Below are 20,651 nucleotides of genomic sequence, written 5' to 3' on the forward strand. Positions count from 1 at the left end.
GAGGCACCCGCCGTTCTTCCCCGGCACCCATCACCGAACACTTCCGTCCGCCAGGCGCACGACGGTGGACGGCCCCAGCAGCCCGCCCGCCAGGCCCTCAGCGGTCAGCTCGCGCAACCAGAGGAGATGGAACAGGACGGGGAGCGTCTCAAGCCGGTCACCGGCCGCATCCGCGCCGGCCATCAACGGGACCGGTATCGCGAAGACCTCCCGGAGCCGGTCCACGACCGGCCCACGCCGGCACCGGGGATGCCGGTAGCGCGACAGCCACCGCACGTTCGCCAGCAGCACTTCCTCCGGAACCCCGACCCGCTCGAAGTCCCACCCGGCCTGACGGCAGGCCAGGCGCGTCACCTCGAACGCTTCCGCGTCTCTTGGCTCGATCCGCTCATCGGCACGGACGTCGACGACCACCGCCGAGCCATCCGTGCGGCGCACGAAGTAGTCCGGCGCGTGCCGGCGCTCACGCTCGCCGTCATGCCAATGCAACCAGAACGGCTGCGAGGCGATCCCCACCACTCCGGGATCGAAGTCCATCAGCACAAGCCGGTCCCGTTCCATCCACGACTCGAAACCGACGTGCCGCCCGGTCGTCGCCGCCCAGTACCAGCCCGGGAAGTGACGCTCACCGCGCGACCAGCGAAACGGCCGTACCGCGGGCATGTCCTCGAACCGAGCCGTTACGCAGTCCAGCAGAGGCCGCCGCCGACACGCGCGCACAGCATCCACGTACGACAGCTCGACGTACGGCTCCGCAAGTTCCACCCCGACCGGTACGGCCACCCAGCACCCCCCAGTACGTCCCCTCGTACGACTAGGTTCGCTGGCAAGGAAGCCGAAACGGCTGGGTTCGCTGTCAAACGCCTCGATTGGATGACAGCGGACAGCGGGCCCGCGCATGACCATTCGGCCGTCGTGTATTAGGGTTATCTCGACATCGAGATATCTGCCGAGGTGCACCGCAGTCGCCGCAGTCCGGTAAGGGATGCCTAACTTAGCCTTACCTTAGCGGATCCGTCGAGGGGCAGTGGCGGCACCACGCGGCGGTAGCCGCAAAGGGTTTGCGGTGTGGTGGTACGCGCACATCAATGAAGGAGACTGTCGTGTCGGCGAACAGCTTCGACGCCCGCAGCACGCTGCAGGTGGGCGACGAGTCGTACGAGATCTTCCGGCTGGACAAGGTCGAGGGCGCCGCACGCCTTCCCTACAGCCTGAAGGTGCTGCTGGAGAACCTGCTCCGCACCGAGGACGGCGCGAACATCACCGCCGACCACATCCGTGCGCTCGGCTCCTGGGACTCCCAGGCCCAGCCGTCGGAGGAGATCCAGTTCACCCCGGCCCGTGTGATCATGCAGGACTTCACCGGTGTCCCCTGCGTCGTGGACCTCGCCACCATGCGCGAGGCCGTCAAGGAGCTGGGCGGCGACCCGGCGAAGATCAACCCGCTGGCGCCGGCCGAGCTGGTCATCGACCACTCCGTCATCGCCGACAAGTTCGGCACCAACGACGCGTTCAAGCAGAACGTCGACCTCGAGTACGGCCGCAACAAGGAGCGCTACCAGTTCCTGCGCTGGGGCCAGACCGCCTTCGACGAGTTCAAGGTCGTCCCGCCCGGCACCGGCATCGTCCACCAGGTGAACATCGAGCACCTGGCCCGTGTCGTCATGACCCGTGACGGCAAGGCCTACCCCGACACCCTGGTCGGCACCGACTCGCACACCACCATGGTCAACGGCCTCGGCGTCCTCGGCTGGGGTGTCGGCGGCATCGAGGCCGAGGCCGCCATGCTCGGCCAGCCGGTCTCCATGCTGATCCCGCGCGTCGTCGGCTTCAAGCTGACCGGCGAGCTGACGCCCGGCACCACCGCCACCGACCTGGTGCTGACCATCACCGAGATGCTGCGCAAGCACGGCGTCGTCGGCAAGTTCGTCGAGTTCTACGGCGAGGGCGTCGCCGCGACGAGCCTGGCCAACCGCGCCACCATCGGCAACATGTCGCCGGAGTTCGGCTCCACCGCCGCGATCTTCCCGATCGACGACGAGACGCTGAACTACCTGCGCCTGACCGGCCGCAGCGACCAGCAGGTCGCCCTCGTCGAGGCGTACGCCAAGGAGCAGGGCCTCTGGCTTGACCCGCAGGCCGAGCCGGACTTCTCCGAGAAGCTCGAGCTGGACCTGTCCACCGTCGTGCCCTCCATCGCCGGCCCGAAGCGCCCGCAGGACCGCATCGTCCTCGCCGACGCCAAGGCCCAGTTCGCCCAGGACGTACGCAACTACGTCAAGGACGGCGGCGACGTCGACGAGGCCAGCAAGGAGTCCTTCCCCGCCTCCGACGCCCCGGCCATCAGCAACGGTGCCCCCAGCAACAAGGTGAAGGTCACCGCCCCCGACGGCACCGAGTACGACCTGGACCACGGCGCCGTCACCGTCGCCGCCATCACCTCCTGCACCAACACGTCGAACCCGTACGTCATGGTCGCCGCCGCCCTGGTGGCGAAGAAGGCGGTCGAGAAGGGCCTGACCCGCAAGCCGTGGGTCAAGACCACCCTCGCCCCGGGCTCCAAGGTCGTCACCGACTACTTCGACAAGGCGGGCCTGACCCCGTACCTCGACAAGGTCGGCTTCAACCTGGTCGGCTACGGCTGCACCACCTGCATCGGCAACTCCGGCCCGCTGCCGGACGAGGTCTCCCGGGCCGTCAACGAGCACGACCTCGCCGTCACCTCGGTCCTCTCCGGAAACCGCAACTTCGAGGGCCGGATCAACCCCGACGTCAAGATGAACTACCTGGCGTCCCCGCCGCTGGTCGTCGCGTACGCCCTCGCCGGCTCGATGACGGTGGACATCACCCGCGAGTCCCTCGGCCTGGACCAGGACGGCAACCCCGTCTTCCTGAAGGACATCTGGCCGACCGAGGCCGAGGTCAACGACGTCGTCGCCAACACCATCGGCGAGGACATGTTCTCCAAGTCCTACGCCGACGTCTTCGCCGGCGACGCCCAGTGGCAGGCGCTGCCGATCCCGACCGGCAACACCTTCGAGTGGGACACCGAGTCCACCTACGTCCGCAAGCCCCCGTACTTCGAGGGCATGGGCATGGACCCGGACCCGGTCGAGGACATCTCCGGCGCCCGCGTCCTCGCCAAGCTCGGCGACTCGGTCACCACCGACCACATCTCCCCGGCCGGTGCCATCAAGGCCGACACCCCGGCCGGCCAGTACCTCACGGAGCACGGCGTCGAGCGCCGCGACTTCAACAGCTACGGCTCCCGCCGCGGCAACCACGAGGTCATGATCCGCGGTACGTTCGCCAACATCCGCCTGCGCAACCAGATCGCGCCGGGCACCGAGGGCGGCTACACGCGCGACTTCACGCGGTCCGCCGAAGGTGAGGCCCCGGTGTCGTTCATCTACGACGCCTCGCGCAACTACATCGACCAGGGCATCCCGCTGGTCGTCCTGGCCGGTAAGGAGTACGGCTCCGGCTCGTCCCGCGACTGGGCCGCCAAGGGCACCGCGCTGCTCGGCGTCAAGGCCGTCATCGCCGAGTCCTACGAGCGCATCCACCGCTCGAACCTCATCGGCATGGGCGTCCTGCCGCTCCAGTTCCCGCAGGGCCACACCGCCGAGACGCTCGGCCTCACCGGCGAGGAGACCTTCTCCTTCACCGGCGTCACCGAGCTGAACAACGGCACCATCCCGGGCACGGTGAAGGTCACCACCGACACCGGCGTCGAGTTCGACGCGGTCGTGCGCATCGACACCCCCGGCGAGGCGGACTACTACCGCAACGGCGGCATCCTGCAGTACGTGCTGCGCAGCCTGATCAGCAAGTAAGCCGTAGCGCGGGACAGTCGAGGGCCGCACCCCGTCCGACGGGGTGCGGCCCCTGTCGTCGGGCCCGGTCCCGTCCCCGCGGGGGAACGGCTCGTAACCGCCCTTCGCGCCGGTCCTCGTTGCGCCACCCGTTTACAACCGGAGCCCGCGGCGCTACCTTCCCCGTACGAGTGAGGTGGGAGCGCTCCCATCCTTCGTCGGACCGGAACCCGCCGCAGGATGCTCCCATCTCGCTCGGCCCCACGCGTACCCGTGCGACCGCGTGCGCGGTGCAACCGCACGCGCACCGCGCACCGCGCACCGCGCACGCGCACATGTGCACGACCCGTGACCCGTAGCACCCGCAGCGACGGACAGGTGTGTCATGATCTCGACAAGAACGAGGGGCGGAACCGCGTCCCGGCCCACGCTCCCCACCCGCGCCAGAGCCCTCTTCCTGGTCCTCGTCTCCCTCCTCGCCACCATCCCCGCCGTCGGCCTGGTCATGACCGCGGGCGGCGAGGCGGAGGCGCACGGGACGCCGATGAAGCCCGCCAGCCGCACCTTCCTGTGCTGGCAGGACGGGCTGACCGCCACCGGTGAGATCAAGCCGGTCAACCCGGCGTGCAAGGCCGCCGCACAGGTCAGCGGCACCACGCCGTTCTACAACTGGTTCTCCGTACTGCGTTCCGACGGCGCCGGCCGTACCGACGGCTTCGTGCCGGACGGGCAGCTGTGCAGCGGCGGCAACTCCAGCTTCACCGGCTTCAACCAGCCACGCGACGACTGGCCGCTCACCCACCTCACCTCGGGCGCCACCGTCGACTTCTCCTACAACGCCTGGGCCGCGCACCCGGGCTGGTTCTACGTGTACATCACCAAGGACGGCTTCGACCCGACGCAGACCCTCACCTGGGACGACATGGAGGAGCAGCCGTTCCTCTCCGTCGACCACCCGCCGCTCAACGGGTCCCCGGGCACCGTCGACGCCAACTACTCCTGGACCGGGCAGCTTCCGGAGGGCAAGTCGGGCCGCCACATCGTCTACATGGTCTGGCAGCGTTCGGACAGCGCGGAGACCTTCTACTCCTGCTCCGACGTCGTCTTCGACGGCGGCAACGGCGAGGTGACCGGAATCAAGGAGCCCGGCAACCCGCCGACCGAGCCCGTTCCCGGCCAGTGCACCGCCACCCGCAGCACGACGGGCAGCTGGAACGGCGGCTACCAGTCCCAGGTGACCGTCACCAACAGCAGTGACGTCCCCATGCTCGGCTGGATGGTCGACTGGACCCTCCCGGACGGCCAGCGGGTCGACAGTCTGTGGAGCGGCAACGCCACCTATCAGGGCCAGGACGTCATGGTCCACAACGTCGACTACAACGGTGCGCTGGATCCGGGGGAGAGCGCCACCTTCGGCTACGTCACCTCCGGCTCCGGAGGCGACAGCAGAACGAGCCTGCCCTGCCGGGTCGGCTGAACCCGCGACACCCGCGACACCCGCGACACGACGACGGGGGGTCCGGGCCATTACGGCCCGGACCCGCCTCCCGCCGCGAGGCCGGCGCGGCTCAGCTCCGGCGCGGCTCAGCTCAGCAGTTCCACCTCCGTCAGCGCCGCCTCACCGCTGAGGACCAGCCGGTAGTGGCCGTACGTCCCCGGCTTGTCCACCGAGAAGGCCCGTGTCTGCCGGTCCCAGCGGAAGGCGTCCGTGTCGTCCGCCCGCTCGTCGAGGGTCTTCCACGTCGTGCCGTCCGACGATCCCTGCAGAACCCAGCCCGTGGGCGCCCCGGCGTGCTCCGAGGACGTCAGTGTGTACTGGACCGCCTTCGTCTCCCCGCTCACGGGCAGGTCGACCGTGGACACCGTGGCGCCGGTCGCCGAGGAGTTGTCGAACAGGGCGCCCTCGCCCTTCAGCACGTCCTCGCGGGGCGTGGGCACCTCGTCGTCCTGGGTGATCGACACGGGCGCCGCCTTCTTGCCGGTGCCCCACGACGACGGCCGCGAGCCCATGTCGAACTCCAGGACCCCGCCCTTCGCGAGCACCGAGTGCGGCAGCGAGGTCTTGTCCCAGCTCTTGCCGTTGACCTTCAGACCCTGGACGTACACGTTCTTCGCGCTGTTCTTCGGCGCCTTGACGACCAGCTCGCGGCCGTTCTCCAGGTGCACGGTCGTCTTCTTGAACAGCGGGGAGCCGATGGCGTACTCGCCGCTGCCCATCACCAGCGGGTAGAAGCCGAGGGAGGAGAACAGGAACCAGGCCGACTGCTCGCCGTTGTCCTCGTCCCCGTGGTAGCCCTGCCCGATCTCGCTGCCGGTGTAGAGCCGCGACAGCACCTCACGGACGTTCTTCTGCGTCTTCCAGGGCTGCCCGGCCGCGTCGTACATGTACAGGGCGTGGTGGGCCACCTGGTTGGAGTGCCCGTACATGCCCATCCGGACGTCCCGCGCCTCGGTCATCTCGTGGATGACCCCGCCGTAGGAGCCGACGAACTCGGCGGAGGCCGTCTCCGGGGTGGCGAGGTACTCGTCGAGCTTGTCCGCGAGGCCGTCGCGCCCGCCGTACAGATTGGCCAGGCCCCGGCTGTCCTGCGGGGCGGTGAAGGCGTAGCCCCAGCCGTTCGTCTCGGTGTAGTCGTGGCCCCACACGCGAGGGTCGTACCTCGAGGACTCGACGCGCCAGTCGCCCTTCGTGCTCTTCCCCTGGAAGAACCCGGCCTCGGAGTCGAACAGGTTGACGTACTCCTGGGCCCGGTCGAGGAAGTAGGCGGACTCCTCCTCGTAGCGCTTGTCACCGGTCTTCCTGTGGAGGGCCTTGCCCATCTGCGCGATGCCGTAGTCGTTGAGGTAGCCCTCCAGCGCCCACGACAGGCCCTCGTGCGTCTCGGTGCCGGTGTAGCCGAGGAAGGGCGAGGTCCCCATGCCCTTGCGGCCGACGCCCGACGACGGGGGCACGACGGTGGCGTTCTTCACGGCCGCGTCGTACGCCGCCTCCGCGTCGAAGTCCACGCCCTTGACGTACGCGTCGGCGAACGCGACGTCCGAGGAGGTGCCGGTCATCAGGTCGGCGTAACCGGGGGAGGACCAGCGGGAGGTCCAGCCGCCGTCCTTGTAGTGCTGCACGAACCCGTCGACCAGCTCACCCGCCTTGGAGGGGGTCAGGAAGGAGTACGCCGGCCAGGTGGTCCGGTAGGTGTCCCAGAAGCCGTTGTTGACGTACACCTTCCCGTCCACGATCTTCGCGCCGGTGTGCGTCGGGGTGTCCGGCCGGGTCATCTTCGAGAAGGGAGAGGCGTACTTGTACGCGCCGTCGACCTTCTCGAAGCCCGAGTTCGGGTACAGGTACAGCCGGTAGAGGCTCGAGTAGAGCGTGGTCAGCTGGTCCGGGGTGGCACCCTCGACCTCGACCTTGCCGAGCAGCTCGTCCCACTGCCGCTGGGCGCTCCGCTTGACCGAGTCGAAGGACCGTCCCTCGGGGATCTCCTGGCGCAGGTTGTCCTTCGCCTGGTCGACGCTGATCAGCGAGGTGGCCAGGCGCAGGGTGACCGTCCGGTCCTTGCCCGCGTCGAACCGCAGATGGCCCTTGACGCCCTCGGCGGAACCGTCCGTCACCGGCTTGTCGAACTCACCGTGCACGAACAGCCGGGTGGCGCCCGTGGACAGTCCGGACTTCACGTCCGAGTAGCCGCTGAAGGTGCCGCTGTCCTGGTCGAGGGTCAGGCCGGCCTGACCGGTGACGTTGTCGAACAGGACACTCGCGTCGTCGCCGGGGTAGGTGAAGCGCATGACCGCGGCGTGGTCCGTCGGCGCGATCTCCGCCTTCTGGCCGTTCTCGAACCGCACCCCGTAGTAGTACGGCCGCGCGGTCTCGTTCTCGTGCCGGAAGGCCAGCTCCCGTTCCTCACGGCCCAGTTCCGGAGTGCCGGAGGCGGCGGACGGCAGCACCTGGAAGGTCTGCCGGTCACCCATCCAGGGGCTCGGCTCATGGCTCGCGCCGAACGCCTGGATCGTCGGCAGGTTGTCCGCGTTGTTGCCGCGCGCGTAGTCGTACAGCCAGCTCAGGGAACCGGCGTTGGTCACCGGCGTCCAGAAGTTGAAGCCGTGCGGCACGGCGGTCGCCGGGAAGTTGTTGCCGCGCGAGAAACCGCCGCTGGAGTTGGTGCCCCGGGTCGTCACCGCGTAGTCGGACAGGTGGGCCTTCGGCCGCTCGGGTTTCACCGGCTTCAGGGACACGTCGTCCAGCCAGCCCCGGAACTTCGCCGGGCCCTTGGGGGAGTCGTACGCGACCAGGATCCGGTCGACGGTCCTGCCGGCCGCGACCGAACCGATCCCCGACGCGACGCTGTTCCACTGGTTGACGTACAGCACCTTCGCGTCGCCCTGGCCCCGCGGCGTCAGCGGGAAGCCGTGCCGGTCGGTGGCGCGCAGGTCGCTCAGGTAGGTGCCGTCGGTGAAGGCCAGGTCGACGGAGACGTTCGTGGCGTCGTAGTCGAGGTCGCCGTCCGCCATCGACGGGAAGATCTTGTACGACAGCTCCGTACGGCGGTCGACCTTCACATGGACGTCGAAGACCTTGTTGTACGAGTAGGCGCGCCCGTCGGCCGTGTGCCGGCCGGCGTAACGCAGTGCGCGCTTTCCGGTGAATCCGGCGCCCGACTTCGCGGTCGGGGAGCCACTCGGGCCGCGGTCGACCAGCGAGAGCATGTCCTGCGGGACGGGCTCCTCGGCGTCGCCGGTGGAGAACTGGACGTCGGCGAGCTGGAGCGCGTCCGCCCCGCCGTTCTTGGTCATCTCCAGCCGGAAGTGCCGGTACTCTGCGACGGCCGACGCGTCCAGGTCGTAGATCCTGGTCTGGAAGCGCTCCGCGAACGTCTCGCCCGAACGGGTGTCGAGGGTCGTCCAGTTCTCGCCGTCGGCCGAACCCTTCAGGGTCCAGTCCCGCGGGTCGCGCGGGGCGAAGTCGTTGGCCGAGGTGAGCGCGTACCGGACCACCTCGACCGGGGCGTCCAGGTCGAACTCGGCCCAGCCGGTGGACGCGAAGGCGAGCCACTTGCTGCCGGGCTCACCGTCGACGAGGTTCTCCTTCACCTCCCCGGCGCCCGCGTTCTCCGAGCTGGCGCGCACGTCGGTGACGTGGTCGGTGACGTTCCCCGGTATGCCGCTGCTGTAACCGCCGTCCACACCCGAGGCGCGCTTTGTGCCGCCCCGTGTGGTGTCGACGGTGTTCAGCCAGTCGGGGGCGGGTTCACCGGCCTCGAACGACGAAGCGAACTCCCGGTCCGCCTTCGCGGGCGCCCCGGGCAGGGCGACCGCGACGCCCGGGGAGGCCGCCGCCACGGCAAAGGCGGTCGTCGCGACGACCGCCGGTCCCCATCTGAGCCGCATTCTGTGCCGAACTCCGTGTTGCATGCGCGAGCACCCTCCCTGCGCTGGACAACGTTGTCAGAATCACTGCGCAAGCACCAGTAGTGGGCTAAGTGACGGATGGTGTCAAGGGTGTTGAGTGACAATGCGCACGACGAGGAGCGGAACCCCGTCCTCGTGGACCGGCCCGACACCCGGCTCGTTCCGTGCCCACTCGCCGGCCCGGCTTCCTCGCCTGCCGGGGCATCACGGAGGGGCCGGTGCGGCACGTCCCCGAGACAGGCAGGGCGGCCACTCCGGGGACCGGGGGAGACGGCCACGAGTCGCTGCCCGCATCTCCGGGGACGGGCAGTCGACGACCGGGCGAAGTAGCGGTTCGCGCGGCCGACCTGGTGAGCGAGGGGCCGACCTGCCGGTTCCCGCGCACGGTGTCCGCGCGGGACGCGTGAACCCGGGCGCCATCGGCCGGCGCACTCCACCTCTTCCTCGGACGCGGACGCCCTGGCCTCCTGCCCCGGGTGGTGTCAAGGGCGTTGGATGCGGCATTCGGGTTCGAGAGCAGGGATTCTTCCGTTTCGGAACGCGACGGGCGCTCATATTTCCGCCAGGTCTCAACTCGGAAAAGACCACCGGCGAACCTTGTGTTCGATCTTGCTCCGCCGGAGGAAAGTGGACTATACCTGTCGGCACTCCGGGGTTTCTTCACAGCTCCCGAACAGCACACGTCATCCCGTCCTGTACTGCCGCACTTCCTGCACGACCCAGCATGACCCGAACGCGGTGCCGGGGAGGATCCGGTTCACCGCCTGAGTCCTGGAGAAGGCGAGGACTTGAGCATGGGATCCAACTCCGCCGAGTACGACGGCGCCCGCGAGCGAGGCGTTTTCGGCCATCGCACCCCCGTCCGCCCGGCCGCGGGAGTGGGCCGCCGCGATCTGATCAAACGGTCCGCGGCGCTCGGCCTGATCTCCGTCCCCACGATGAGCTTCCTGTCCGCGTGCGCCAGCGGCGGCGGGGACGACCAGGAGAAGGCCGAGGCGGGCAAGAAGACCGCGAAGAACCCGCTCGGCGTCAATGACACCGCGCAGATGGAATTCGTCCTGTTCGACGGCGGTTTCGGCAAGGAGTACGCCGAGGACGCCGTGCAGGTGTACGAAAAGGCCTTCCCCGGGGCGACGGTGAAGTTCTCCGCCACGCAGAAGATCCAGTCCACCCTGCAGCCGCGTTTCAACCAGGGCACCCCGCCCGACCTCATCGACAACTCCGGCGCGGAGCAGATGGACATGGGCACCCTGGTCGGCAAGAAGCAGCTCACCGACCTCACCCCGCTGCTGGACGCACCCTCCTACGACGACCCTGGCACCAAGGTCCGTGACACGCTGCGCCCCGGCATCGTCGAGATGGGCCGGTTCGACGGCGAGCAGGTCTGGATCCTCTACTACGCCTACACGGTCTACGGCGTCTGGTACTCGCAGAAGGCGCTGGACTCGCTCGACGAGCAGTACCCCGAGACCTGGGACCAGATGCTCGCGGTCTGCGCGAAGGCCAAGAAGAAGGGCATGGCCGGCTGGACCTACGCCGGCAAGTACCCGTACTACATCCCCTTCTCGCTGTACCCGATGATCGGCAAGGTCGGCGGGCGCGAGGTGCTCGACGCCATCGACAACCTGGAGCCGAACGCCTGGAAGCACCCCGCCGTCAAGGCGTGCTTCGAGGCCTACTACGAGCTCCAGCAGAAGGGCTACGTCCTCAGGGGCACTCCGGGCCTGGACCACATCCAGTCCCAGACCGCCTGGGCCAAGGGCGACGCGCTGTTCATCCCGAACGGCTCCTGGGTGGAGAACGAGGCGGCGAACGTCATGCCCGGCGACTTCGGCCTCGCGGTCTCCGCGCCCACCGGCCTGGACTCCTCCGACAAGCTGCCCTTCGGCACCATCTGGGCCTCCGGCGGCGAACCCTTCGTCGTCCCCGCCAAGGCGGCGAACGGCGCCGGCGGTATGGAGCAGCTGCGCATCATGCTGAGCGAGGCGTCCTCGAAGAACTTCACCGGCAAGGTGAAGTCACTGACCGCCTACAACGGCGGCACCGACGGCATCGAGCTGACCCCGGGCCTGAAGTCCGGTGTCGCCGCGCTGGAGGTGGCCGGGGAGAACGTGGTGAACCCGCGCCTGCAGGACTGGTACGTGCAGCTCCAGAAGGAGAAGATCGGCGTCTCCGGGCTCGGCGAGATGATGGCCGGCCGCGCGACCCCGGCCGAGACCGTCAAGAAGATCCAGTCCTTCGCCGACGAGACGGCCAAGGACTCGTCGATCAAGCACTACAAGCACCAGTGAACAACCGGGTCAGCCGGAGCAGGCAGTGAGCACCCGTCACCGGGGCCCGTCCGGAACACCGTTGCCGGGCGGGCCCCGGTGGCAGCCCGCGCGCAGATCGGGGTCGTAGCACATGCAGCACGGCAAGTACCGGTTCATCGTGGGGTTCCTGGCGGTTCCCCTGGGGCTGTACGCGCTCTTCGTCGTCTGGCCGTTCATCCAGTCGATCTACTACTCGTTCACGGACTGGACCGGCCTGAGTCCCGACTTCGAGATGGTCGGGTTCGCCAACTACACACGCATGCTGGACGACGACATCTTCTGGAAGTCGTTGCAGCACAGCCTGCTGTTCGCCCTGCTGGTACCGGTGGTGACGATCGGTCTGGCGCTGTTCCTCTCCTTCATGATCAATGTGGGCGGCCGGCGGCGCCGCGGCGGGCCGGTGATCTCGGGGGTCCGGGGATCCGCCTTCTACAAGATCGTCTACTTCTTCCCGCAGGTGCTCTCGATCGCGATCGTCGCCCTGCTGTTCGCGTTCGCGTACAACCCGGACAGCGGTGCGATCAACTCACTGCTGCGCGGCATCGGGCTCGACGGCATCCAGCCCATCTGGCTGGGCGACCCGAACCTCGCCCTGTGGTGCGTGATGGCGGTCCTCGTCTGGTCCACGGTCGGCTTCTTCGTGGTCCTCTTCTCCGCCGGTATGGCGTCCATCCCGCTGGACCTCTACGAGGCGGCGCTGCTGGACGGCGCCGGCCGCTTCACGACCTTCTTCCGCATCACCCTGCCGCTGCTGTGGGACACCGTGCAGTCCGGCTGGGTCTACATGGGCATCCTCGCGCTGGGCGCCGAGTCGTTCGCGGTCGTACAGATCATGACGACCGGCCCCGGCGGCCCCGACTACTCGACCACCGTCATGGTCCTGTACGTGTACCAGAAGGCGTTCCGCGACGGACAGGCCGCCTACGCCACCACCATCGGTGTCGCCCTCCTCCTCGTCACGCTGGCGTTCGCCGCCCTCGTGATGAAGCTGGGGCGGCGCGAGCGGCTGGAGTACTGATCGATGAAGACGACCGAGCCCCCCGCTCCCGTACCGGCCGAGTCCGGTGTCACCCTCACCAAGGACGGCCCGCCGCCCGGTACGCCCGCCAAGGAGCCGAAGGAGAAGCGGGAGGGCGGCGTCCTCAACGTCTTCTCGCACGGCGTCCTGGTGATCTGGGCGATCATGGTGGTGCTGCCCCTGCTGTGGGCCGTGATGACGTCCTTCAAGGACGACGCCTCCATCTTCAACTCGCCCTGGTCGCTGCCGGACCCGCTGCACTTCGACAACTGGTCGCGGGCCTGGACCCAGGCCGACATGAGCGACTACTTCCTCAACACCGTCCTCGTGGTCGGCGGCTCCCTGATCGGCACCCTGGTGCTGGGCTCGATGGCCGCCTACGTGCTGGCCCGCTTCGAGTTCCCGGGCAACCGGTTCATCTACTACCTGTTCATCGGCGGCATGAGCTTCCCGATCATGCTCGCCCTGGTCCCGCTGTTCTACGTCGTCAACAACATGGGCCTGCTGAACACGATCCACGGACTGATCCTGGTCTACATCGCGTACTCGCTGCCGTTCACGGTGTTCTTCCTGACCGCGTTCTTCCGGACACTGCCCAGCAGTGTGGCGGAAGCCGCGTTCGTGGACGGCGCCTCGCACAGCAGGACGTTCTTCCAGATCATGCTCCCGATGGCCAAGCCGGGCCTGATCAGCGTGGGGATCTTCAACTTCCTGGGCCAGTGGAACCAGTACATGCTGCCCACCGTGCTCAACACCGACGAGGACAAGCACGTGCTCACCCAGGGCCTGGTGCAGCTGGCCGTCAGCCAGGGCTACAAGGGTGACTGGTCCGGTCTCTTCGCCGGCCTGGTGATGGCGATGCTCCCCGTGCTCGCCGCGTACGTCGTCTTCCAGCGCCAGGTCGTGCAGGGCCTCACCGCGGGCGCCCTGAAGTAGCCTCCGGCCCTTTTCCGGGCGGTCGGCCGGCGCTGCTCGGGAGGCGCCCCCGGGAGCCGTCCCCGGACCCTCTGAAGTCACCCTCCGGATTGCCCCGCGCACCCGCGGCTCCCGCTCCAGGGAGCGGCGGGTGCGAGGGCGTCCAAGGACCTGGAAACGGTTCAACCTCTTGACGGGAGGCGACCCGAACGGCTCATCTTAGAGTTCACTAGTTGGACACGGAACGGGGCCTCATCGAAGCGGCCCCGCGCGCAGGAGGTCGTCGTGGAGACTCCGGGGTCGCAGTCGTCGCTGCACCGAGCCAATCTTGAACGGGTCGTTCGAGCAGTACGTCTGGCGGGCTCCCTCACCCAGGCCGAGATCGCGAGGGCCACGGGCCTGTCCGCGGCGACGGTGTCCAACATCGTCCGGGAGCTGAAGGAGAGCGGGACCGTCGAGGTCACGCCCACCTCGTCGGGCGGCCGCCGGGCCCGCAGCGTGTCGCTCAGCGGGGACGCCGGGATCGTCGTGGGAGTGGACTTCGGGCACACCCACCTGCGGGTGGCGGTCGGGAACCTGGCGCACCAGGTACTGGCAGAGGAGTCCGAGCCGCTGGACGTGGACGCCTCCGCGGCCCAGGGATTCGACCGGGCCGAACAACTGGTCGACCGGCTGATCGAGGCGACCGGCGTGGACCGTGCCAAGATCGCCGGGGTCGGCCTCGGCGTGCCCGGGCCGATCGACGTGGAGTCCGGCACCCTGGGCTCGACCGCGATCCTGCCCGGCTGGACCGGCACCAGGCCCGCCGAGGAACTGCGGGGGCGGCTCGGCGTGCCCGTGCACGTGGACAACGACGCGAACCTGGGCGCCCTCGGCGAGATGGTCTGGGGCAGCGGCCGGGGTGTGCGCGACCTGGCGTACATCAAGGTCGCCAGCGGTGTCGGCGCCGGTCTGGTGATCGACGGGAAGATCTACCGGGGGCCGGGCGGCACCGCGGGGGAGATCGGGCACATCACACTCGACGAGTCCGGGCCCGTCTGCCGCTGCGGCAACCGCGGTTGCCTGGAGACCTTCACGGCGGCCCGTTACGTGCTGCCCCTGCTCCAGCCCAGCCATGGCACGGATCTGACCATGGAGGGTGTCGTACGGTTGGCGCGGGACGGCGATCCGGGCTGCCGCAGGGTGATCGCCGACGTGGGCCGCCACATCGGCAGTGGAGTCGCCAATCTCTGCAATCTGTTGAACCCGAGCCGGGTGGTCCTCGGCGGTGACCTCGCCGAGGCCGGCGAGCTGGTCCTCGGGCCCATAAGGGAGTCCGTCGGACGCTACGCGATCCCCAGCGCCGCACGCCAACTGTCCGTGCTTCCCGGGGCACTTGGGGGCCGTGCGGAGGTGCTCGGCGCGCTCGCCCTCGCCCTGAGCGAAATGGGCGATTCGACCCTGTTGGACGGTACGGCGAACGGCACCCTCACCGCGGCCTCCCCTGCCTTCACTTAGAGAACGATTGGCACCGTTGCCATCTCGTTAAGGATTTACTTCTTGACGTCGCACGTGTGGCCGAGTTGACTTCCAGCCACCTCGGTCGCAATGTCGCGGCCTCGTCAGGGAGGTTTCTGAAGTGAACACGCGTATGCGTCGTACCGCCATTGCCGTTGCCGCCGGTGCGCTGGCCGTCTCTCTCGCCGCCTGCGGCAGTGCCGCCGAGTCCGGTGACAACAGCAGCGACTCGGGCGACTCCGCCGCCAAGGGCGACGACATCAAGGTCGGTCTGCTCCTGCCGGAGAACCAGACCGCGCGGTACGAGAAGTTCGACAAGCCCCTGATCGAGAAGAAGATCAAGGAGCTCACGAACAACAAGGCCGAGGTCATCTACGCCAACGCCAAGCAGGACGCCAGCCAGCAGAACCAGCAGGTCGACACGATGGTGACCAACAAGGTCGACGTGCTGATCCTGGACGCGGTGGACGCCAAGGCCATCGCCGGCTCGGTCAAGAAGGCCAAGGACGCCGGCATCCCGGTCGTGGCCTACGACCGCCTGGCCGAGGGCCCGATCGACGCCTACACCTCGTTCGACAACGTGACCGTCGGCAAGACGCAGGGCGAGGCCCTGCTCGAGGCGCTGGGCGACAAGGCCAAGGACGGCCAGATCGTCATGATGAACGGCTCCTCCACCGACCCGAACGCCGCCCTGTTCAAGGAGGGCGCGCACGCCGTCCTCGACGGCAAGGTCAAGGTCGGCCGCGAGTACGACACCAAGGAGTGGAAGCCGGAGAACGCCAACGCCAACATGGAAGGCGCCATCTCCGCCATCGGCAAGGACAAGATCGTCGGCGTCTACTCCGCCAACGACGGCATGGCGGGCGGCATCATCACCGCCCTGAAGGCCGCCGGCATCGACGTCCCGGTCACCGGCCAGGACGCCGAACTGGCGGGTGTGCAGCGCATCGTCACCGGTGAGCAGTACATGAGCGTCTACAAGCCGTACGCCCCGGAGGCCGACGCCGCCGCCGAGATGGCCGTCGCGCTCGCCCAGGGCAAGTCGCTGGACTCCATCGCCAAGGACTCGGTCGACAGCCCCACCACCAAGGGCGTGCCCTCGGTGCTCGTCCCGGTCGTGTCGCTGACCCAGGAGAACATCAACGACACCGTGATCAAGGACGGCGTCTACACCGTCGAGGAGATCTGCACGGCCAAGTACAAGGCCGCCTGCGACAAGATCGGTCTCAAGTAGACCGTTTGATCCCCGCAGTCCCCAAGTCCCCCGAGTCGTACGGGAGTCCGGACCGGACTCCCGTAGGGGGCCGACTGCCATGAGCTCCGCCGGCGCCCCGCACACACCAGCCCCGCAAGCTACGCGGGGCGCCGGTCGGAACACCCCCCAAACTTCTGCACAACCTCCCGCCGGGTCAGGCGGCGAAGGAGATGGTTCACGTGTCCGCTACGCCCGTGCTGGCGTTGCGCGGGGTCTCCAAGCGTTTCGGTGCCGTCCAGGCGCTCACCGACGTAGAGCTTGAGGTCCGTGCCGGCGAGGTGGTCGCCCTGGTGGGCGACAACGGCGCCGGAAAGTCCACGCTGGTCAAGACGATCGCCGGCGTGCACCCCATCGATGAGGGCGTCATCGAGTGGGACGGCAAGGCCGTCCAGATCAACAGGCCGCACGACGCCCAGGGCCTGGGCATCGCGACGGTCTACCAGGACCTCGCGCTGTGCGACAACATCGACGTCGTCGGCAACCTCTACCTGGGCCGGGAGATCCGCAAGCGCGGTGTCCTGGACGAGGTGGAGATGGAGCGCCGCTCCCGGGAACTGCTCGACACACTGTCGATCCGCATCCCCAGCGTCCGCATCCCGATCGCCTCGCTCTCCGGCGGTCAGCGCCAGGTCGTGGCGATCGCCCGGTCCATGCTCGGCGAGCCCAAGCTGGTGATCCTCGACGAGCCCACCGCCGCCCTCGGCGTCGAGCAGACCGCGCAGGTCCTCGACCTGGTCGAGCGGCTGCGCGAGCGCGGCCACGCGGTCATCCTCATCAGCCACAACATGGCCGACGTCAAGGCCGTGGCGGACAAGGTCGCCGTCCTGCGCCTCGGGCGCAACAACGGCATCTTCGAGGTCAAGTCGACCTCGCAGGAAGAGATCATCTCCGCCATCACGGGCGCCACGGAGAACGCCGTGACCCGTCGTGCGGCGCGTACCAATGGGGAGGTCAGCAAGTGAGCACCGAAAAGACCTCGACGCCCGCGGACCACACGGTCGAGAACACCGAGGCGGCCACCGCGGCGGTCACCGCCGTCGACCCCCGGCTGCTGGTCCGCGAGCAGGGCTTCGCCGGCTATCTGGGCGAGTTCAAGCGCAAGATGAAGGCCGGCGACCTCGGGTCCGTCCCCGTCATCATCGGCCTGGTGGTCATCTGGGCCATCTTCACCGGCCTGAACTCCAACTTCCTCACCGCCGGCAACTTCTCCGACATGTCCGTCGCCATGGTCGGCACCGGCATGATCGCCGTCGGCGTCGTCTTCGTGCTGCTGCTCGGCGAGATCGACCTGTCGGTCGGCTCGGTCAGCGGTGTCGCGGGCGCCGCCTTCGCGGTGCTGAACGTCACGCACGGGATGAACGAGGTGCTGGCCCTGGTGCTGGCCATCCTCACCGGCACGGTCGCCGGCATCATCCACGGCTTCGTCTTCGCCCGCATCGGCGTCCCCGCCTTCGCCGTGACCCTGGCCGGCCTGCTGTTCTGGCAGGGCTTCATGCTGCAGATACTGGGCAGCAACGGCACGATCAACCTGGACAGCGACGGCATCGTCGGGAAGTTCACGAGCTACTACTTCACCGATGTCGCGGCCGCCTACGGCCTCGCCGTCGTGGCCGTCGTCGCGTACTTCGCCACCGCGTTCCTGGGCAACCGCCGCCGCGAGGCCGCCGGGATCCCCTCGCGCCCGCTGAACGACATCATCGTGCGCACCGTGCTGCTGGCCGTCGTCGCCTTCGTGGTGGCGATCGTCTACAACCAGCACAAGGGCCTCCCGCTCGCCGTGGTGATCTTCCTCGCGGTGCTCGTGCTCACCGACTTCGTGCTCCGCCGCACCGCCTACGGCCGCAAGGTCTTCGCGCTCGGCGGCAGCGTCGAGGCGTCCCGCCGTGCCGGTATCAACGTGGAGATGGTCCGGATCTCGGTCTTCGCGATCGCCGGCACCTTCGCCGCGATCGGCGGCCTCTTCGTCGCCTCGAAGATCGCCTCCGCCAACCAGGGCGCGGGCACCGGTGAGTTCCTGATGAACGTCATCGCCGCGGCCGTGATCGGCGGTACGTCCCTCTTCGGCGGCCGGGGCCGCACCTGGAACGCGCTCCTCGGTGTCCTGGTGATCGTCTCGATCCAGTACGGCCTCGCCCTCGAGGGCATCGCCTCGCCGGTCCAGTACATGATCACCGGTGGCGTGCTGCTGGCGACCGTCGTCATCGACGCCATCACCCGCAAGACCCAGAAGACGGCGGGCCGCGCCTAGCCGCTCCCGCGGCGGCACGTCCGCGAAGCACGTCCTGTGCCCGGTACCCGTGCGGTGCCGGGCACAGGCATGCCGTGTCACGTGCCGTGTCACGTGCCGTGTCACGTGCCGTAGCGCGGTCCGATCACGGGTGGGGCCGGGAGGCGTGACGTACGACGCACCGCCCGGACGCAGGGCGCCGGAGCGGAACATTAGACTCGACGAGCCCGGCAACAGCTCGATCAGCTCTACTGCAAGGAGGCACGGGTGCCGCTGCTGACCCGTATCAGGGGACCGCGCGATCTGGACCGGCTCACCCTGGAGGAGCTGGACCGGCTGGCCGAGGAGATCCGGACCTTCCTCGTCGACGCGGTCTCCAAGACCGGTGGCCACCTCGGCCCCAACCTGGGCGTGGTGGAGCTCACCCTCGCCCTGCACCGTGTCTTCGAATCCCCCAGGGACAAGGTGCTCTGGGACACCGGACACCAGTCCTACGTGCACAAACTGCTGACCGGCCGGCAGGACTTCTCCAGGCTGAAGATGAAGGGCGGCCTCTCCGGCTACCCCTCGCAGGCCGAGTCCGAGCACGACGTCATCGAGAACAGCCACGCCTCCACCGTCCTCGGCTGGGCCGACGGCCTCGCCAAGGCCAACCAGCTGAGGAAGACCGGCGACCACGTCGTCGCCGTCATCGGTGACGGCGCGCTCACCGGCGGCATGGCCTGGGAGGCGCTGAACAACATCGCCGACGCGGGGGACCGCCCGCTGGTCATCGTCGTCAACGACAACGAGCGCTCCTACGCGCCCACCATCGGCGGCCTCGCCAGCCATCTCGCGACCCTGCGCACCACCGACGGCTACGAGCGCTTCCTGGCCCGCACCAAGGAGCTCCTGGAGCGCACCCCGGTCGTCGGCAGGCCCCTCTACGACACCCTGCACGGCGCCAAGAAGGGCCTGAAGGACTTCATCGCCCCGCAGGGCATGTTCGAGGACCTGGGCCTGAAGTACGTCGGCCCCATCGACGGCCACGACATCGAGGCACTGGAGTCCGCCCTCACCCGAGCCAAGGGCTTCGGCGGCCCGGTGATCGTGCACTGCCTCACCGAGAAGGGCCGCGGCTACCAGCCCGCCCTCGCGGACGAGGCGGACCGCTTCCACGCCGTCGGCAAGATCCACCCCGACACGGGCCTGCCGATCGCCTCCTCCGGCGCCGACTGGACGTCCGTCTTCGGCGAGGAGATGGTCAGGCTCGGCGAGGAGCGCGAGGACGTCGTCGCCATCACCGCGGCCATGCTCCAGCCCGTCGGCCTCGACCGGTTCGCCAAACGGTTCCCGGACCGGGTCTACGACGTCGGCATCGCCGAGCAGCACGGCGCCGTCTCCGCCGCGGGCCTGGCCCACGGCGGGGTCCACCCCGTGTTCGCCGTGTACGCCACCTTCCTCAACCGCGCCTTCGACCAGGTGCTGATGGACGTGGCCCTGCACAAGTGCGGCGTCACCTTCGTCCTGGACCGGGCCGGCATCACCGGCACCGACGGCGCCTCCCACAACGGCATGTGGGACATGTCGATCCTCCAGGTCGTCCCCGGGCTGCGGCTGGCCGCCCCGCGCGACGCCGACCAGGTCCGCGCCCAGCTCCGCGAGGCCGTGCAGGTCACCGACGCGCCGACCGTGGTCCGCTTCTCCAAGGGCGCCGTCGGACCCGCCGTACCGGCCGTGGGCCGCGTCGGCGGCATGGACGTCCTGCGCGAGCCCGGCACCGACGCCCCGGACGTGCTGCTGGTCTCCGTGGGCGCCCTCGCGCCGATGTGCCTGGAGATCGCCGGCCTGCTCGACCGGCAGGGCATCTCCACCACCGTCGTCGACCCGCGCTGGGTCAAGCCGGTCGACGAGGCCATGGCCCCGCTCGCCGAGAAGCACCGCGTCGTCGTCACCGTCGAGGACAACTCCCGCGTCGGCGGGGTCGGCTCGACGATCGCGCAGGCCCTGCGCGACGCCGGCGTCGACGTACCGCTGCGCGACTTCGGCATCCCGCCGCGCTTCCTCGACCACGCCTCGCGCGCCGAGGTCATGGCGGAGATCGGCCTGACCGCCCCGGACATCGCCCGCCAGGTCACCGGCCTGGTCTCGAAGCTGGACGGCGGATACGCGCGCTCCGCCGCCGACTCGGTGGAACCGGCCCGCGACTGAGGCGCGACGGAACCGACAC

Annotated in this window: 12 protein-coding genes; 10 read left to right on the forward strand and 2 right to left on the reverse strand. The window is 68.8% G+C overall.

Annotated elements, in window-relative coordinates:
* Window positions 1–30: 30 nt before the first annotated feature.
* Complete coding sequence (locus tag ACFWVE_RS12330; RefSeq protein ID WP_384011680.1) at window positions 31–783, reverse strand: TnsA-like heteromeric transposase endonuclease subunit; 753 nt, start codon at window positions 781–783, stop codon at window positions 31–33.
* A 320-nt stretch (window positions 784–1,103) separates the two neighbouring features.
* Between ACFWVE_RS12330 and acnA the strand changes: the two genes are divergently transcribed.
* Together acnA and ACFWVE_RS12340 are read left to right on the forward strand one after the other, a co-directional pair.
* Entirely contained in the window at window positions 1,104–3,836 is a 2,733-nt protein-coding gene (gene acnA / locus ACFWVE_RS12335; RefSeq protein WP_384011684.1) for an aconitate hydratase AcnA, read from the forward strand.
* Between the two features lie 364 nt (window positions 3,837–4,200).
* On the forward strand, window positions 4,201–5,292 hold the full coding sequence (locus tag ACFWVE_RS12340; RefSeq protein WP_384011688.1) for a lytic polysaccharide monooxygenase: 1,092 nt from the start codon (window positions 4,201–4,203) through the stop codon (window positions 5,290–5,292).
* A 107-nt stretch (window positions 5,293–5,399) separates the two neighbouring features.
* Here ACFWVE_RS12340 and ACFWVE_RS12345 read toward each other — a convergent pair whose 3' ends face one another.
* Window positions 5,400–9,197 carry a GH92 family glycosyl hydrolase gene (locus ACFWVE_RS12345; RefSeq protein WP_384011692.1) on the reverse strand — a complete coding sequence of 1,266 codons (3,798 nt, stop codon included), beginning with the start codon at window positions 9,195–9,197 and terminating at the stop codon, window positions 5,400–5,402.
* Between the two features lie 815 nt (window positions 9,198–10,012).
* Between ACFWVE_RS12345 and ngcE the strand changes: the two genes are divergently transcribed.
* From ngcE to dxs, 8 genes are all read left to right on the forward strand, one after another.
* Window positions 10,013–11,509: an N-acetylglucosamine/diacetylchitobiose ABC transporter substrate-binding protein gene (gene ngcE / locus ACFWVE_RS12350; RefSeq protein WP_384011697.1), complete on the forward strand. Its 1,497-nt coding sequence runs from the start codon at window positions 10,013–10,015 to the stop codon at window positions 11,507–11,509.
* 112 nt (window positions 11,510–11,621) lie between these two features.
* Complete coding sequence (locus ACFWVE_RS12355; RefSeq protein ID WP_384011700.1) at window positions 11,622–12,548, forward strand: carbohydrate ABC transporter permease; 927 nt, start codon at window positions 11,622–11,624, stop codon at window positions 12,546–12,548.
* Window positions 12,549–12,551: 3 nt separating this feature from the next.
* Complete coding sequence (locus ACFWVE_RS12360) at window positions 12,552–13,484, forward strand: carbohydrate ABC transporter permease (RefSeq protein ID WP_384011703.1); 933 nt, start codon at window positions 12,552–12,554, stop codon at window positions 13,482–13,484.
* 264 nt (window positions 13,485–13,748) lie between these two features.
* Window positions 13,749–14,960, forward strand: a complete 1,212-nt coding sequence (locus ACFWVE_RS12365; protein ID WP_384011705.1) for an ROK family protein — start codon at window positions 13,749–13,751, stop codon at window positions 14,958–14,960.
* A gap of 133 nt (window positions 14,961–15,093) precedes the next feature.
* Window positions 15,094–16,194: a substrate-binding domain-containing protein gene (locus ACFWVE_RS12370; protein ID WP_384011768.1), complete on the forward strand. Its 1,101-nt coding sequence runs from the start codon at window positions 15,094–15,096 to the stop codon at window positions 16,192–16,194.
* Between the two features lie 191 nt (window positions 16,195–16,385).
* Window positions 16,386–17,177, forward strand: coding sequence for an ATP-binding cassette domain-containing protein (locus ACFWVE_RS12375; RefSeq protein ID WP_384011708.1), 792 nt, complete (start codon window positions 16,386–16,388; stop codon window positions 17,175–17,177).
* Complete coding sequence (locus ACFWVE_RS12380; RefSeq protein ID WP_384011711.1) at window positions 17,174–18,463, forward strand: sugar ABC transporter permease; 1,290 nt, start codon at window positions 17,174–17,176, stop codon at window positions 18,461–18,463. The genes ACFWVE_RS12375 and ACFWVE_RS12380 overlap by 4 nt, the downstream gene beginning before the upstream one ends.
* 246 nt (window positions 18,464–18,709) lie before the next feature.
* Complete coding sequence (gene dxs, locus ACFWVE_RS12385) at window positions 18,710–20,632, forward strand: 1-deoxy-D-xylulose-5-phosphate synthase (RefSeq protein ID WP_384011714.1); 1,923 nt, start codon at window positions 18,710–18,712, stop codon at window positions 20,630–20,632.
* The last annotated feature ends 19 nt before the right edge of the window (window positions 20,633–20,651 follow it).

Source organism: Streptomyces sp. NPDC058632 (genome assembly GCF_042717095.1).
Taxonomy (GTDB): Bacteria; Actinomycetota; Actinomycetes; order Streptomycetales; family Streptomycetaceae; genus Streptomyces.

Coding starts and splice junctions, on each gene's coding strand:
- ACFWVE_RS12340 (WP_384011688.1), top strand. CDS start 4,201: ATGATCTCGACAAGAACGAGGGGCGGAACCGCGTCCCGGCCCACGCTC.
- ACFWVE_RS12345 (WP_384011692.1), bottom strand. CDS start 9,197: ATGCGGCTCAGATGGGGACCGGCGGTCGTCGCGACGACCGCCTTTGCC.
- ngcE (WP_384011697.1), top strand. CDS start 10,013: ATGGGATCCAACTCCGCCGAGTACGACGGCGCCCGCGAGCGAGGCGTT.
- ACFWVE_RS12355 (WP_384011700.1), top strand. CDS start 11,622: ATGCAGCACGGCAAGTACCGGTTCATCGTGGGGTTCCTGGCGGTTCCC.
- ACFWVE_RS12360 (WP_384011703.1), top strand. CDS start 12,552: ATGAAGACGACCGAGCCCCCCGCTCCCGTACCGGCCGAGTCCGGTGTC.
- ACFWVE_RS12370 (WP_384011768.1), top strand. CDS start 15,094: ATGCGTCGTACCGCCATTGCCGTTGCCGCCGGTGCGCTGGCCGTCTCT.
- ACFWVE_RS12375 (WP_384011708.1), top strand. CDS start 16,386: ATGGTTCACGTGTCCGCTACGCCCGTGCTGGCGTTGCGCGGGGTCTCC.